This window comes from Microbacterium esteraromaticum (assembly GCF_900163815.1).
Lineage (GTDB): Bacteria > Actinomycetota > Actinomycetes > Actinomycetales > Microbacteriaceae > Microbacterium > Microbacterium esteraromaticum_B.
On the sequence record NZ_FUKO01000049.1, the window covers coordinates 23,526 to 39,590 of the forward strand.

Sequence of the window (16,065 nt, forward strand, 5' to 3'; positions counted from 1 at the left end):
CGCCACGGAGGCATAACGTCGAGTCCGCCGGCCCCTTGCTGAGAGTGTGAGTGTTCCGTGGTGTTGTTTGGCGATGGCATCGACCGAAGCGCCCTCGGTCTGATGCCGCTTCCTTTGGGACTCCGCACCGCGCAGCGTCGGCAGGTCAGCGCCACAGGATCGGTGACTGGTACCGATGTCCTGAAACTGTCGTACTCGTCGCCACCGGCGTCAGCGTTGACGGGTGCCACGAGGTTCTCGGCTGCCAGTCGACGGTGTGGCGTGATGAGTGTTCTGGATGTCGTCGTCGAGTACGCGGCCGATGTTCCATACGACCACCGTGAGTCCGAGTGCGGACAGCACTCCGGCGCCGAGTATGACTGGGACGAATCCGAAGGTGCCCGCGAGTGCGAGGCCGGAGCCGCCGGAGATGACCATGAGGAGTGACGTGATGGTGGTGAAGAGGGTGAAGTCGGTGCCTGCGCTTTCGGGGCGGGTGAGGTCCATCGAGATCGTGTAGATGATCGCGAAGGCGGCTGCGAATGCGGCGTTCGACAGTGCCACGACCAGCAGCACGAGCCATGGCCAGGTCGCACCGAGTGCGATCGGCAGGGTGCCGAAGGTGGCGAGCACCTGTAGTCCGCCCAGCCACAGTAGTGCGGGTCGTCTGCCGATCCGGGCGATGTATACGCCGGCGAGGATGCCGGCTGCGACGCCGGTGAGACTGCCGCCGATCACGACGTACAGGCCGATCGTGGCCTCGTCCCAGCCGTCGGTGACGAGCATGGGGCGTACGAGGTTATAGGCGATGGTGAAGCCCGCACTGTACGCGGGGATGAGTGCGAGACTCCACCATCGCACGCGCCGATCGCCGAAGAACTGGCCGATCGTGCGTAGCGTGACGCGGGGTGCCGGCACGTCGCGTTCATCGGCCTCCTCGCGCCAGCGGAGGACGAAGGGCAACGCGACGAGCGTGCATGCGGCGAGGCAGAGCGCGGCGATCTGCCATCCCGCCGCCTGGTAGACGACGAGTACGACGCCACCGCCGACGACCTGTGCCACTGACGATCCCGCCGATTGGAAGCCGTTGCCCAGGCCGCGCTCGTCTGGCCGAAGGAGTCTTGTCGCGGCGGCGTCGGCGGCGACGTCTTGGGTGGCGGCGACGACGAAGATCACCGCGAACAGCGCGAGCAGGGTCGTGAACTGGGTGGCCGGGTCGAACAGGGCGAGCGAGGCGCATCCTATGGCGAGCAGCGACTGCGTGAGGAGGAGCCAGCCGCGATAGTGTCCGAGCCGTCGTGACCCGAACCGGTCGACGACCGGCGCCCACAGGAACTTGAGCGTGAGTAGTGTTGCGATGCCCGCTGCGGCCCCGATGAGCGCGAGTGGCACGCCACGGGCCTGCGCGATGGTCAGGAACGCGTAGGTGAAGAAGCCCAGGCTCAGGTTCTGGGTGCAGTAGAGCGCGGCGACGAGTGCGAGCCTCCCGCGACGGGACTGGCCACCGGGAATCGGGGGGCGGCTGGTGGTCATGATGCTCCTTGCTGGGCGGCGAGATCCGCGTAGGCCGGGCAGTCGCCCAGCAGTTTGGTGTGGGCGCCGATGCCGGCGATGCGGCCGTGTTCGACCACGACGATGCGGTCAGCGGCGGCGATGGTGGTCAGGCGGTGCGCGATGACGAGCACGGTGCGGCCGGCCACGAGCGAGGACAGTGCTCGCTGGATGCGGTCTTCGGTGCCGGGGTCGACTGCGGCGACGGCCTCATCGAGGATGAGCACCGGCGCGTCCTTCAGCAGGGCTCGGGCGATCGCGAGCCGTTGGCGTTGTCCGCCGGACAGGTCGGTGCCGCCGTCGTGCAGCACGGTGTCGAGGCCGTGGGGCAGCGCCCGGACGACGTCGTCGCACTGCGCGGCCTCGAGCGCGGCCCACAGCTCGTCATCGGTGGCGTACGGGTGTCCGAGTGCGAGGTTGTGGCGCACGGTGTCGTCGAAGAGGTAGACGTCCTGGTGCACGACCGCCACCTGTGCCATGACGCGGTCGCTGCCGAGTTCGGTGACCGGTACGCCGCCGAGCAGCACGTGCCCCGATGGGACGTCCCACAGTCGTGCGGCCAGGTGGGCGATGGTCGACTTGCCCGAGCCCGACGGTCCGACGAGTGCGGTGATCTGCCCAGGCTCGGCTCGGAACGATACACCCGTGAGGGCCGGTTGCGATGCGCCGTCGTATGTGAAGGAGACGTCGCGGAACTCGACCGACCCGTCGGCGGGCTCCGCGGAAAGTTCGGGCTCACTGAGCACGGGAGCGTCCCAGATCTCGCCGATCTTGGCGGCGATCTGCTGCTGGTTGCGCCGGTAGCCGGCGAGCATCATGAGCTCTTGGATGGGCTGGTAGATCGTCAGCGACAGGAACAGGAAGGCCAGCAGGGTGACGGCAGGCACCGCCCCAGTGGCGTACAGACCTGCCCCGACGACGATGAGCACCACTTGCCCGGACTCCACCGCGATCGAGCCGAGCGCCGTCGCGGGCGTGGCCCGTACCGACATGGCCGTGCTGGCGGCGGAGAGCCGTGAGATCGCGGTGTCATAGCGGGCTGCCATCGCCGACCCAGGGTTCCCACGCAGCACAGCGGCGCCGCGGGCCTGGTCGAGCAGTGCGACGGTGGCCTCCTGTCTCGCGGCGTAGAGGTCGGCGAAGGCCCGGTGGTGGATGCGATCGCTCCACACTGTCAGCAGCCAGAACAACGGCAGGCCGATGAGCGCCGCGAGGGCGAGCCGCCAGTCGATGACGAGCAGGATGATCATCGCGTAGACGGGTTGCACGAGCCCGCCGACGATCTGCTGCGGGACGTTCTGGAAGTCGATCATCGCCGTGTCGTTGCCGACGAGCGTGGCGATCCTGCCGTTGTCGACGCGACCGAAGAACCCCAGCGGAACCCGCCGGAGACGTTCGAGCACCGACAGCTGCAGATCGGCCTTGGAGCGGGCCGACAACCGCCACACCAGCGCGTTGGACCAGACGGAGGCGAGCAGGCGCAATACCAGCATGCCGGCGAGCAGCGCCGTGACGGTCCAGACCAGTGACGCGTCGAGGCCGCCGGCCCATCCCTCGCCGATGGCGGCCATGACGATCACGAAGACCGCGATGAGCGGCGCCCCGCGCACGAGCGATTCCGCGATGAGTCGCACGAACCCGCGGCGCCACAGCGTCTGCCAGCTCCGCCCGTACAGGGCCCGCCACTGCCTGGCGAAGCCGAGCCCGCCGATGTGCGCTCGCACGACGGAACGCGCAGCCTGCCCCCACTCGTCCGCGGCGCTGTCCGGGAGGTTCTCGGCGACATTCGTAGCGGGTGCCGGCGCGGGTACCGGTGCGGTCGATGCCTCGAGCCGCCAGCCCGCGGCGTCCCGGTAGGAGTGCCAGAGCTCCCGATACGGGGTACACGTCTCGAGCAACCCCTCGTGGTCGCCGGTCGCGGCGACTACACCCTGGTCGAGATAGGCGATCTGGGCGCTGTGCTGGATGGTGGAGAGCCGGTGGGCGATCGCGATCACGGTACGTCCCGCTATGACTTCATCGAGAGCCTCGAGTGTGTTGCGTTCGGTGGTGGCGTCCAGCGATGCGGTGATCTCGTCGAGCACGAGGATGCGCGCGTCCTTGAGGATCGCCCGGGCGATGGCGATGCGCTGCCGTTCACCGCCGGACAGCACCCCGCCGCCGGCGGGCAGCTCGGTCGCCCACCCCTGGAACAGTGCGGCAGCGACGTCGCCGAGCTGGGCGCGTTCCGCGGCGGCGATCGACTCGGCATCGGTCGCGTCCGGTCTGGCGATGCGGATGTTCTCCAGCAGCGACGCGGCGAAGACATACTCGTCCTGCTGGATGAACGCCACGAGCCCCGCGAGCGACTCTGAGGGGATCTGCCGCACGTCGACCCCGCCGATGCGTACCGCACCGGAATCGACGTCGGAGAATCGCGCCACGAGCCTGGCGAGCGTCGATTTACCGCTGCCGGTCCGGCCGACGAGCGCGAGTGTCTCCCCTTCCCGTGCGGTCAGGCTGATGCCGTCGAGCACCGGCGCGTCCTCGCGGTAGGCGAACCGCACATCGTCGAACTCCACGTCGAAACGCTCGGGGACGACGGGCTCGGCCGGTGCGGGCAGCGGGTCCTCGGCGAGGATCTCGGTGATCGTCCCCGCCGCCAGCTGGATCCTGACGAGGATCGTCGCCAGCGTGCCGACGAGGCCCATGACGGGCGTGAGATACCCGAGCGCCAGCAGCAGGAACAGCACGAGCGTCGCCAGATCCAGCTCACCGGAGGTGAAGCGCAGACCCGCGACGGGGATGAGCAGCGCGACCGTGAGCCCCGTGGCCACGGTCATCGCCGCCACCAGCCACTTCACCGGCCCGGCTGTCGCCGCCGTCTGCAGACGCGCGGCCTCGATGACGGCTGCGCGTGCCTGGTCGTAGCCGGTGTCCGGCCGCAGGTACCCGCGGATGACCTTGATGCCCTGCAGATACCCCATGACGGCCCGGCTGAGCGTGGTCGAGTGCTCGGCGAGAGCGGCGTTGTTGCGCTGCGCGAGCCTCATACCGACCGCGGAGACGACGACGAGCAGCACGAGCGAGGCGAGTGCCACGAGCGCGAGCCTCCAGTCGACGACGAACAATGCGATTGTCGTCGCCACAGGCACCGCCGCAGCGGCGGCGCCGTCGGGAACGCCATGCGCGAGCGCCTCCTCGAGCTGCTCGACGTCGTCGTGCAGCACCTTCTTCAGCTCACCCGTCGACCTCGCCTGCACCCGCCCGAGCGGCAGCACCTGCAGCTTCGCAGCGATGGCACGCCGCAGGTCGCCGAGGATCCGGTACGCGGCGACATGCCCGACGTGGGTGGACAGGCCGTTCGCGATCGCGCGCACGACGAGCGCGACCGCCGTCCACCACGCGATCCAGCCGACCGCTGCGATATCGGCCGACGGTCCGGCGAACAAAGTCACCGTCACCGCATACACCGCGAGATACGGCGCCAGCGAGCACCCGGTACCGACGACGGCGAGCACGGCAGAGGCCACAAGCCCGAGCCGGTGCCCGGCCACGATCGCACCGAGGGTGGTGGGTTCCGCACCGGGCCGGGCACCTGCCTCGCCAGCTCCAGACATCAGGGCATTAGCTCGAGTAAGGGTCACCTAAGTGAGGCTAGCAGCAGCAAGCGCGAAAATCAATAGCCATGTATTTACTGTTCTCGCCAAGCTAGGATCGTGGTGTGTCCACTGAGCGCCGTAGCGACCGGGGGAGAGGGCGCCCCCGTCAGGGTGACATCGTCCTGAGTCGCGACCTCATCGTCGAGACCGCGCTCGCGATCGCAGGTGCAGAAGGCTTCGCCGCGCTCTCCATGCACAGACTCGCTCGCCAGCTCGACGTGACCCCGAGAGCGCTCTACAACCATGTCGCAGACCGGCAGGAAGTGATCGATCTCGCCGCCGCGCGCATGCTGCAGCACACGCCCATGCCGGCCTTCGACCACCCGGATTGGCGCGACGCGCTCCGCGATGCCTACGACAAAGCCCGCCAGGCCTACCGGGCCTACCCGCGCGCCACCCTGATCTCACTGGACGAGACCGTCAGTGCCACGTCGGTCGACCCGCACCGGGTGATCCTTGCCGAACGCCTCCTACAGTTCTTGGTCGACCTCGGGTTGACACTGCCCCAGGCGCTCGTGATACGCAGCGGGTTCCTCTTCGACGTGTTCGCCTTCACGCTGCTGATCGACTACCGCTACGACCGCGGCGACGACGAACTGCGCCGGATGATGAGCCAACCAGTGCCCGAAGCCTGGCTGGACTCCCTCCCCGACGTCGTTGCACCACGGTCACGAGAAGCGTCCGACCTTGACCCCCGCACCAGCGATGAGATGTTCGCCGAGACCATCGCCATGCGAATCGCCACCATCGAGCACCTGCTCGAATGAACCAGGCGCTGCGCCATGTGCCGCAAGCACCCGGGTAGCCCAGCTGTCGACCCCGTCCTTCGGTGTCGATGACGCCGTCCCTTGATTTCGGTAGTCTACTCTCATAATCTGTTGAGGTGAGCCTTACCTCAGAAAGTGGTGGCCGTGCGGCAGGTCGCGCGCGTCGGCCGGGGCGTCCACCCACGATCGATGCGGCGGCCATCGGCGGCGCGGTCGTGACGGTCGGTTTCCGGGAGGTGACGTTCGCTGCGGTGGCGGACCGGCTGGGTGTCGGGCAGGCGACGGTGTATCGGCACGCGGCCAATCGTGACGAGCTGGTGCGTCTCGGGTTGGAAGAGGCGGTGTCTGGTTTCGCCTGGCCGGATCTTACAGGCCGGTGGGACTCATTGTTGCGGCGATGGGCGGTGGCGTCCTGGCGGGCGTGGGAAAAGCATCCCGGTGCGGTGTTCGCGATCTCGCGTGGAGTGATCCCGCCATCGATAGTGGGACTCGCCGACCGGATAGGCGGAGCGCTCGTGGAGCGGGGGTTCATCGCCGCGGATGCCGTGCTCGCCGTCGACCTCGTCTTCGACCTCGCGGCGGACAACCGTCGCGGTGTCGAGGCGCTCGACACCGCGACGGTTGTCCGCCGCGAGACGGCCGCTCGAGGCGGAGTGGAACACGGATGGCGCACAGCCCCTGTGTCACCGGGACCGGAAGGGCAGCACGAGGTGCGGGCGGAGATGGTGCGGGCGATCCGGGTGGAACCGGTCGAGTGGTTCGAACGGAAACTGGGCGTCGTCCTCGCGGGCATCGCACAGGAACTCGCACCCCGACAGGAGGAAACGCCATGACGACCGTTGAGCAGTCTCCGGCGCACACGAGCACGGCCGCATCGTTCAACGCGGAACCAACCTGGCTGCCGGCGGCCCGCTATACCGGCTTCTGGGCCGAACACAGCCGCGCTGCCGGATGGCGCCTCGAACCCACCGCCACACCACACGGACAGGAATCACACTGATGGCCAACTGGCAGCGCGGCGTGATGCGCCTGATGCGCATTCCCAACCACGCGGTCACCGTCACCGTGATCCACGACTACACCCCGTGCTACCGGCGCATCACCTTCACCGCGCCAGACCTCGTCAACCAGCTGGAGGTGTTCCCCACGCTCTGGCTACGCCTGTGGGTGCCGCACCCTGCGAAAGGCGAGGGGCACCTCAGCCAGCGCGGATACACCTTCGTCGACATCCGGCCAGACGAGGGCACGTTCGCTCTCGACTTCATCCTGCACGAACAACCCGGCCCCGCCGGAGACTGGGCAAAGAACGCCGCCATCGGCCAGAGGCTCGACGTCGCACTGACCCCAGCCAGAATCAGCCTGCCCGAGAAAGCAACCGAGGTCATCCTCGCCGGCGACACCACCGCCCTGCCCGCGATCAACACCTGGATCGACGCCATCCCCACCCACCTGCCCGTATCAGTGGCGATCGAAGACGATCACGACGACCTCGCCGGCCTGCCCTGTGCAGCGCGAGAGAACGTGACCTGGACCTGGGTGGGGCCAGAGGCGACGCGCGGTGCCGCGCTCGCGGCGCATCTGACGGGTTCCGAGCACGCCCGGCCGGGCCTGTACGCGTGGGCGGCGGGAGAGAAGACCCTGATCAAACATGTCCGTTCGGTGTTCCGCGACCACCTCCAGCTGGACCGGTCCTCGCAGTTCACCCAGTTCTACTGGATCCACGGCAAAGCCACCGGCTGACCCCGACTCTCCACTCGTCCACCCCCGCTCTTGGAAAGCCCAGGTCATGAACCGTTCTCCGTCCACCGTGCCCGTGCCGGTCCAGCACTCGCCGCAGATCCCGCTCGTCCTGTCTGCGGTGCTGATCGTGTTCCTGGGGCAGATGACCCTCAACCCGGTCATCGCCCCGCTCGCCCGCGAGGTCGGATTGGCCGAATGGCAGGTCGGGGTGACCATCAGCACCGCCGCGATCATGGTCGTCACCACCAGCCAGCTGTGGGGACGCCGCTCCCAGTCCTGGGGACGCAAACCTGTCCTCGTCGGCGCGCTCACCCTCGCCGCCGTCTCGATGATCCTGTTCACGATCGTCGCGCAGCTCGGGATGACCGGCCTGATCGGCGGGACCGTGCTGTTCGTGTTGTTCGTGCTGCTGCGCGGCATCGCGTTCGGCACCGCGATCGCGGCCGTCCCTCCGACCGCGCAGGCCTACATCGCCGACGTCACCATCGACGAACGCACCCGTGTGAAAGGGATGGCCGGCGTCGGCGCCGTGCAAGGCATCGCGATGGTCGGCGGCGCCATCATTGGCGGAGCGCTGTCCGCGTTCGGTCTGATGACCTCCCTCGCGGCCGTTCCTGTCCTTCTCATCGCCGGGCTGAGCATCGTCGGATTCCGGTTGCGCCGCGAGCCGCGCACCACACTCATCGACGACCCCGCCCGGATCCGCCCCACCGACCCGCGCGTCTGGCCGTTCCTGCTGGCCGGGTTCGGCATGTTCACCGCCCTCGGGTTCATCCAGGTCATCACCGGATTCATCGTCCAGGACCGCCTCGGCCTCGACGCCTCCGCCACCGGACTGGTCACCGGCGCAGCGCTCCTGGCCGCCGGCGTCGGCATGGTCCTCGCTCAAGCCGTCATCGTCCCGCGCCTGGGATGGGGACCACCCGCGCTGTTGCGCACCGGCAGCGCCACCGCCCTGATCGGGTTCGTCGTCTTGATCCCCGACCTGGGCATGGCCTCGATCCTCGCCGCGATGCTGCTGATCGGTCTCGGGCTCGGCATCGCCATGCCCGGCTACACCGCAGGGCCCTCCCTGCTCATGGAACGCCACGAACAAGGCGGACTGGCCGGACTCATCGGCGCCACCAACGGCCTCACCTTCGTCATCGCACCCACCGCCGGCACTGCCCTCTACAGCGCCTGGACACCCCTGCCCGTGATCGTCGCCGCCATCATTATGGCCACCGTCACCACCTTCGTCCTCACTCACCCGCGCTTCACACGACCCTCACGGCCGAACCATCCCGACGAGAGCTCGGCACCATCGCGGTAACAGGCCCCGCCGGTGCCTGCCGCCATGGCTGCCGAGTCCAGGTCAGACGCCACTCGTTCCTCGGTGCGCGCGGGCCGCACTGATGAACGACGGGGCTGATCGAAACGAATGCTGACCGGTTCATCACGAAGATCGATCCTGCGACCGCGGAGTTCGCCGGTGAGAAGCAGCTCGCGGACGCCCCTACGCTGGTGCCGCCTCCCGGTGCCGGGTGAGGGTTCCTACCGCGAGGAGCAGTCCGCCGCAGGCGGTGATGATGATCCACCCGGGGAGGCTTGCTGCGGCGAATCGGTCGGGTGATACGCCCGCGATGAGGGTTCCGGCGAGGGCGATGCCGATCGCGGTGCCCAGTTGCCGGGCGGTGGAGGCGGTGCCTCCGGCGACTCCGGCGCGTTCGGGTGGCAGGCCGCTGACGGCGGTATTCGTGATAGGCGCGTTCGCGAACCCGATACCGGTGCCGATCAACAGGTACGCCATGAGCAGCGCGGGCACGTTCATCCCGCCGGTGAGGGTGATGAGGCAGAGTCCGCCGGCCAGGATGAGCGTGCCGGCGAGCAGCAGCGGGAGCTGGGGGCCGGTTCTGCCGACCAGGAATCCGGACACGGGTGCGAAGACGGTCGCGCCGAAGGCCATCGGCAGGGTCGCGGCTCCTGCCGCGAGAGGTGCCCACCCCTGCGCGTCTTGGAGGAACAGGGTGGTCATCAGCAGGGTCATGCTGAACGCGACGAACACCGCGACGGCCCCGAGGATCGCCCCGGTGAAACTGGGCACCCGGAACAGGCCGGGATCGATGAGCGGCTCGCGCCGCCGCGACTCCACCCAGACGAACACCCAGACCAGCACCGCCAGCACCCCGAAGCCGGCGAGCACGACCGGAGAGGTCCAGCCGAGTCCGGGCGCTTCGATCAGCAACGCCACGGCAAGCCCCAGCACGACGATGAGAAGGAGCTGCCCCGGAAGATCGATACGGCGGATGCGTCGCCCACGCGATTCCGGCACCAGGGCGGCGACGAGCACGAGCGCGAGGAGGACGACGGGGGCGTTGACCCAGAACACGGCCCGCCAGTCGAACGCGGTGATCAGCGCACCCCCCACCACCGGGCCTGCGGCCATGCTCAGCCCGAACATCGCTCCCCACACCCCGATCGCCTGGGCGCGCTCTTTCGGGTCGGGCATCGCATTGACCACGATCGCGAGCGCCACCGGGGAGAGCATCGACGCCCCGATCCCCTGGAGCGCCCGGCCGGCGATCAGGACCGGGAGGTCCCCGGCTGCCGCGCACAGCAGCGACGCTGCCCCGAAGACCACGAGCCCGGTCTGGAAGACCCGGCGTCGCCCGAACCGGTCGGCCAGCGCACCGGAGGTGATCAACAGGCTCGCGAACACGACCGTGTACGCATCGACCACCCACGACAAGCTGCCCGGCTCCGCACCCAGGCCCGCACCGATGTGCGAGAGCCCGACCGTCACGATCGTGGCGTCCAGCCCTACCAGGAACAACGCCGACGCGCAGATCACCAACACCAGCCACCGGCGCCGCACGCTCAAACCGGGAGCTTCGTCCACGATGGTCTCAACCACAGCAGCACCACGCCCTTCACTCTGGTGACGAATTTGTCTTCGTCGATCCTCCAGCGGCGCGAGCACTACCCCCTAGTAGGTTTGCGGAATCTGCAAAACTAGGAGAGTGGAAACGACTCCCGGTGCGGATGTTGCCGCGATCCTCGACGCGATCGGGCCGCGCCTGCGCGCGCTCCGGCAGTCCCGAGAACTGACACTCGCCGAGGCGGCGGACGCCTCGGGACTGTCCATCAGTATCCTGTCGCGGGTGGAGACCGGTCGCCGTCAACCCACACTCGACGTGCTCATACCGCTCGCACGCACCTACCAGGTGGCACTGGATCAACTCGTCGCCGCACCGGCAACGGGCGACCCGAGAGTGCACCTGGAGCCCCATCGTCATTCCCGCGGTGGCATCGTCGTGCCCCTGACCCGCTACCCGACACGGGTGCAGGCGTTCAAACACGTCGTCGGACCACGCACACCCCACCTCGTCTCACACGAGGGCCACGCCTGGCTCTACGTCCTCGCCGGCACACTCCGACTGATCGTGGGCGACGACGAACTCGAGCTGCATCCGGGAGAGACCGCGGAGTTCGACGCCGCCGTGCCGCACTGGTTCGGCCCTGCAAACGACACCGCCGCAGAGATCTTGCACCTGTTCGGCCCCCACGGCCACCGCGCCATCTCCCGACTCGACCACCAAGAAGCATGACCGCAACGCCCCAAGCCGACACGATGGGGATAGGAGCTCTCGCCCCTGTCCGTGGCCGCGGGGTCTGTCCGTTGAATGGTGTGTGAGGTCCGGCGGTTTTCATGAGTGGCTTCTCGAACCGTGCGGAGACGGTGATCGCCGACGCGTTCAGCGTGGGCGTCTGTCTCCATGTTCCCGGTGGATACCGGGCGGGGCCAGCGCCGGGTCGTGGTTCTGCCCCTGAACGGGGCGCTGATCGGGTGGGACGGCCTCCGGATCAGTACCGCTCAGGGCCAAGTGGTGGATACCACCTGCAATTTCTGACCCTAGCAATGGAGTCGCCGTTTTAAAGGCCTACGGCGGCGCGGGTCTTTGCCCAGGGCCCCGCGTGCGGGGGAGGGGGGCGTCCGGCTGTGTTGGGCGTCGAGGCAGCATTGCTCCCGCGGAAGACCTGGCCCGCGACGGCGCTATTCCCTCGCCGCGGCGTCTGTGGATCGGAGAGTAGCGTCGAGGCCAGCGATCGTGGTGTCTACGGCGAAGCGGTAGTAGTCCCAGCGCATGAGGGCGGCGTTCTCCCCGCCTTCTGCGAACGGCCGGATGAACTCTTGGCCCATCGCGCGGACTTCGGCGGATGCGGTGGGGATCTGGCGGAACTCGGCCATCATCGTGGCGTGGTCCCGCGGGCCGTCCCCCTCGTGCTGGAGGCGGTCGTCGCTCATCGACACCGTGAGCATGGCGTTGTTGAGCAGTAGTGCGTAGGCGAGGTCCGCACGGCTCCCGAAGCCGGCGCGATGCAGGATTGCCATACCGGCCTCGAGAACGGGCAGCGCTGCGGGCAGCGTCGGTCCATGCATGAGCATCCATTTGGCCGAGCCTGGATACTCCGCGGCACGAGGACCGGCTGAGTACAGGAGCGCGCGGAACCATTCCTGCCAGGGCAAGCTCGCGTCCGGCGGTTCGACCTGGCCGAGCATGCGCTCGACGACTTGGCGGCAGAGCAAGTCCTTTCCGCCGACGTGGTGGTAGATCACCGAGGCAGCGACGCCGAGACGGCCGGCGAGGTCGCGAATCGACCAGCTCATCAGGTGCGACTCGCGCGTCAGCTCGACCGCGGCGTCGATTACCCGCTCGGGGGTGAGACCGACATGGAACCGTGCGGGGTCCGTCATGGTCACCGTTGCTCCTTGACTAGCCAACCTATTGAGGTAAGCCTTGCCTTACCTATAGTCTCTATGAGATTAGAACACTGTTCATACTAGTATGTGATAATCGTTCTCAATAGCGCGATGGAAGGGACACGATGAGCGTGGCACAGAGCGAGGCAATTTCGGCAGAGGGTTCGTTCTTCGTGCCGGTGCGGGGCAGTCTGGCGGGGATCATCGTGCTGGCGGTCCTTGGCGCGGCCAGCAGCGTGGTGCCGTTCATAGCGATCGTCGAGTTGGCTCGCGTGCTGCTCCCGGCGATCGACGGGGCGCCGGTCGATGCGGGTCGGGTCTGGGTGATCGTGGTCGTCGCCGTGATCGCGCTGGTTGTGAGCGTCGGTGCGGCGTTTGTGTCCGGCCTGGTCGGTCATTTCGCGGATGCCGAATTGCAGCACTCGTTGCGCCGGAGGATCGTCCGCCACCTGCAGCGGCTTTCACTGGGCTGGTTTGATCGGCGCAGCTCGGGTTCGGTGCGCAAGCTGGTGGAGAACGACGTCGTAGCGTTGCACCAGCTTGTCGCGCACTCGATCCAGGACGTCCTGACCGCGATCACGGTGCCGCTTCTCAGCCTGGTCTATCTCTTCGTTGTGGACTGGCGGATGGCGCTTGCGGCGCTCGTGCCGCTCGTGTTGATCTTCCTCCTGTACCCGTTGATGATGCGGGGAGCCGGTGAGAAGTACGTGCAGTACGACCAGGCGACGCAGGCCCTGTCCGGCGCGACCGTCGAGTTCGTGCAGGGCATCGCCGTGGTCAAGCGGTTCGGGCAGGTCGGGCGCAGCCATCGCCGCTATCGTGATGCGACGGGGGAGTACTCGAGGTTCGTCGGTGAGTGGACCCGTGAGACGGCTGTCCTCTTCACGGTTGTGGAACTGCTCGCCTCGCCGATCGTCGTGCTCGCCTGGCTGCTGACCGCCGCGGTCTGGCTCGTCGCGAACGGCGGAGCCGCCCCGGTCGATGTGCTCCCGGGCCTCCTCCTCGGGCTCGGGCTCACCGCACCGCTGATGAAGCTTGGGGCTTCGGGGCAGTTCCTGCGCAACGCGACGAAGGCGCAGCAGTCGCTCGGCGCGTTCTTCGCCCTCCCTTCCGTCGCCCAATCGGACTCTCCGCAGACGCCGAAGGGCGGTTCTGTCGACTTCCAGCATGCGTCGTTCAGCTACGACGGCGAGCAGCGCGTGCTCCACGAGATCGCGGCGTCCTGCTCTCCTGGCACCGTGACGGCCCTCGTCGGCGCGTCGGGGTCGGGGAAGTCGACGCTGGCGAAGCTCGTTCCCCGCTTCTACGACGTGGATGCCGGTGCGGTTGAGATCGGCGGAGCGGACGTGCGTCAGATAGCGTCGGGCGAGCTGTACCGTCAGGTCGCTTTCGTGTTCCAGGATGTGCAGCTGCTGCGCGCGAGCCTACGCGACAACATCCGTCTCACCCGGCCCGACGCGACCGACGCCGAAGTCGAGGACGCTGCCCGCGCGGCCCAGATCCACGACCGCATCCTGCGATTCGAGCGGGGCTACGACGCCGTGGTGGGCGAGGATGCGAACCTCTCCGGCGGTGAGGCCCAACGGGTCACGATCGCCCGCGCGCTGCTAGCCGATGCGCCGGTCCTCGTGCTCGACGAGGCGACCGCGTTCGCCGACCCCGACTCGGAGGCGGCGATCCAGAAGGCGCTCAGCATCCTCGCCGCCGACCGTACCGTGCTCGTGATCGCCCATCGTCTGCACACGATCGTCGCAGCCGATCAGATTCTCGTGCTCGACGGCGGCCGCATCATCGAGCGGGGCACGCATCCCGAGCTCGTCGCAAGCGGGGACCGGTTCGCGAAGATGTGGGCCGACTACCAGGCCAACCATGCCCGCTCTCTACCGGAAGGAGCGGGCGCATGATGATCGGTCGTCTGCTGCACTACTGCTCGCCCCGCGCCCGGCGTCTGGTGATCGCGGAGTTGAGCTTCGTCGTGGTCGCCGCGGTGCTGCAGGGCATCGCGTTCCTGCTGCTCGTGCCGCTGCTGCGCTCGCTGTTCGTCGGCGACCTCGACGCCTCCTGGGGATGGCTTATCGCCGTCGGCGGGACGGCCGCGGGCTATGTCGCCGCTTCCTGGTTCGCATCCCAGATCGGGATGGAAGCATCGACCGCGGTGCTCGACTCGCTGCTGGAGCGGCTCGGCGATAGCGTGGTGTCGCTGCCGGTGGCCTGGTTCTCCACCGACCGGACCGGACTGATCACGGGCCTGGCGACGCAGGGCGCGATGTTCGTTTCGACCATGCCCTACGCGATCCTGCGGCAGATCCTCGCCGGGTTCATCGCCCCTGGCACCGTCCTGGTCGGCATGTACTTCTTCGACTGGCGGCTCGCTCTGGCGATGACGGTGATGGTGCCGATCATCGTGATCGGCTACCGCTGGCTCAGTCGACGCATCGGCCGCGGCGACAAGGCCCACTCGGTCGCGGTCGCCGAAGCCTCCAACCGGGTCGTCGAGTTCGCCCGCGCCCAGCCCGCCCTCCGCACCGCAGGCGAAGGCTCGATCGCCGATCGGCTCGTCGACCAGGCGCTGGAAGACCAGCATAACCAGTACCGGGGTCTGCTGATGACCGGGGGCTCGGCTATCGCTCTGTTCGCGGGACTCGTCCAGCTATCGGTCACGGTGCTGTTGATCGTCGGCGCGTTCCTCGCCATCGGCGGAACCGTCGACATCGCGATCCTGATCGCGCTCCTCGTGCTCGGGGTGCGGTTCAACGAGCCGATCGTCGCCGCGGGCGACCTCGGCGGCGGCGTCGCCGTGGCGAAGACCACGATCGACCGGCTCGACGAGCTCGCCGCCGTCCCCAGACTGCCCGAGCCCGAGCATCCGGCGACGCCTACCGACTTCGGCATCGAGTTCCAGGGTGTCACCTTCGGCTACGGCGGTGACCCCGTACTGCGAGATCTGTCCTTCACCGCCCCAGCCGGAGGGATGACCGCGATCGTCGGCCCGTCCGGCTCCGGTAAGACCACGATCACCAAGCTCATCGCGCGCTTCTACGACCCGGAGGTGGGGACGGTGCTCATCGGCGGTGTGCCCGTGCCTGAGCTAGGCACGGACGTGATCGAACGCGCTGTGGCCCCGGTCTTCCAGGATGTCTACCTGTTCGACGACACGATCCTTAACAACGTCTGGATCGGCAATCCCGACCTGTCCCGCGAGGAGGTGATCGCCGCCGCCACACGCGCCCGAGTCGATGAGATCGTCGCACGCCTCCCCAGCGGATGGGACGCGCGCGTCGGGGAGGGTGGCTCGAACCTGTCCGGCGGGGAACGCCAGCGGGTCTCGATCGCCCGAGCTCTCCTCAAGGACGCACCCGTCGTGCTGCTCGACGAGGCCACCAGCGCGCTCGACATCGGCAACGAGATCGTCGTCGGCGAGGCCATTGACAATATCCGGGCCGACCGCACGCTCGTCGTCGTCGCCCACCGACTGCAGACCATCATGACCTCCGACCGGATCATCATGCTCGACGGCGAGGGCGGCATCCGCGAGTCCGGCAGCCACGCCGAACTGCTCGCGGCGGGCGGCGCCTATGCCCGGTACTGGCGCGAGCGCGTCGAGGCCGCGGGCTGGAAGCTCACCCACCACGACTGAACCACCCGA

At 68.1% G+C, this 16,065-nt stretch carries 12 protein-coding genes; 8 read left to right on the forward strand and 4 right to left on the reverse strand.

Going from position 1 to position 16,065, the window contains the following annotated elements:
• Positions 1 to 210: 210 nt before the first annotated feature.
• Both FM104_RS15765 and FM104_RS15770 read right to left on the reverse strand, forming a co-directional pair.
• Positions 211 to 1,512 carry an MFS transporter gene (locus tag FM104_RS15765; RefSeq protein WP_087133160.1) on the reverse strand — a complete coding sequence of 434 codons (1,302 nt, stop codon included), beginning with the start codon at positions 1,510 to 1,512 and terminating at the stop codon, positions 211 to 213.
• Positions 1,509 to 5,156: an ABC transporter ATP-binding protein gene (locus FM104_RS15770; RefSeq protein WP_218778595.1), complete on the reverse strand. Its 3,648-nt coding sequence runs from the start codon at positions 5,154 to 5,156 to the stop codon at positions 1,509 to 1,511. The genes FM104_RS15765 and FM104_RS15770 overlap by 4 nt, the downstream gene beginning before the upstream one ends.
• A gap of 77 nt (positions 5,157 to 5,233) precedes the next feature.
• On the opposite strand from FM104_RS15770, the gene FM104_RS15775 reads away from it, so the two are divergent.
• From FM104_RS15775 to FM104_RS15790, 5 genes are all read left to right on the forward strand, one after another.
• Positions 5,234 to 5,938 (forward strand): TetR/AcrR family transcriptional regulator, encoded by a 705-nt coding sequence (locus FM104_RS15775; RefSeq protein ID WP_087053547.1) that lies wholly within the window; start codon positions 5,234 to 5,236, stop codon positions 5,936 to 5,938.
• A 116-nt stretch (positions 5,939 to 6,054) separates the two neighbouring features.
• On the forward strand, positions 6,055 to 6,771 hold the full coding sequence (locus FM104_RS15780) for a helix-turn-helix domain-containing protein (protein ID WP_087133162.1): 717 nt from the start codon (positions 6,055 to 6,057) through the stop codon (positions 6,769 to 6,771).
• Positions 6,768 to 6,938, forward strand: a complete 171-nt coding sequence (locus tag FM104_RS16605) for a hypothetical protein (protein ID WP_159456922.1) — start codon at positions 6,768 to 6,770, stop codon at positions 6,936 to 6,938. The genes FM104_RS15780 and FM104_RS16605 overlap by 4 nt, the downstream gene beginning before the upstream one ends.
• Positions 6,938 to 7,678 carry a siderophore-interacting protein gene (locus tag FM104_RS15785; protein WP_159456921.1) on the forward strand — a complete coding sequence of 247 codons (741 nt, stop codon included), beginning with the start codon at positions 6,938 to 6,940 and terminating at the stop codon, positions 7,676 to 7,678. Before FM104_RS16605 ends, FM104_RS15785 begins: the two co-directional genes overlap by 1 nt.
• A gap of 46 nt (positions 7,679 to 7,724) precedes the next feature.
• Positions 7,725 to 8,990, forward strand: coding sequence for an MFS transporter (locus FM104_RS15790; protein ID WP_087053545.1), 1,266 nt, complete (start codon positions 7,725 to 7,727; stop codon positions 8,988 to 8,990).
• A 183-nt stretch (positions 8,991 to 9,173) separates the two neighbouring features.
• On the opposite strand, the gene FM104_RS15795 is transcribed toward FM104_RS15790, so the two are convergent.
• On the reverse strand, positions 9,174 to 10,571 hold the full coding sequence (locus FM104_RS15795; RefSeq protein WP_218778596.1) for an MFS transporter: 1,398 nt from the start codon (positions 10,569 to 10,571) through the stop codon (positions 9,174 to 9,176).
• A 106-nt stretch (positions 10,572 to 10,677) separates the two neighbouring features.
• Here FM104_RS15795 and FM104_RS15800 point away from each other — a divergent pair, with 106 nt between their 5' ends.
• Entirely contained in the window at positions 10,678 to 11,265 is a 588-nt protein-coding gene (locus tag FM104_RS15800; RefSeq protein WP_086991803.1) for a helix-turn-helix domain-containing protein, read from the forward strand.
• Positions 11,266 to 11,711: 446 nt separating this feature from the next.
• Here the strand turns inward: FM104_RS15800 and FM104_RS15805 are convergent, their stop codons facing one another.
• On the reverse strand, positions 11,712 to 12,413 hold the full coding sequence (locus tag FM104_RS15805) for a TetR/AcrR family transcriptional regulator (RefSeq protein WP_087053544.1): 702 nt from the start codon (positions 12,411 to 12,413) through the stop codon (positions 11,712 to 11,714).
• Positions 12,414 to 12,544: 131 nt separating this feature from the next.
• Here FM104_RS15805 and FM104_RS16860 point away from each other — a divergent pair, with 131 nt between their 5' ends.
• The gene (locus FM104_RS16860; protein ID WP_087133163.1) at positions 12,545 to 14,323 is read left to right on the forward strand and encodes an ABC transporter ATP-binding protein; all 1,779 of its coding nucleotides are present in this window, start codon (positions 12,545 to 12,547) and stop codon (positions 14,321 to 14,323) included.
• Complete coding sequence (locus FM104_RS15815; RefSeq protein WP_249268442.1) at positions 14,320 to 16,056, forward strand: ABC transporter ATP-binding protein; 1,737 nt, start codon at positions 14,320 to 14,322, stop codon at positions 16,054 to 16,056. The genes FM104_RS16860 and FM104_RS15815 overlap by 4 nt, the downstream gene beginning before the upstream one ends.
• Positions 16,057 to 16,065: the final 9 nt, after the last annotated feature.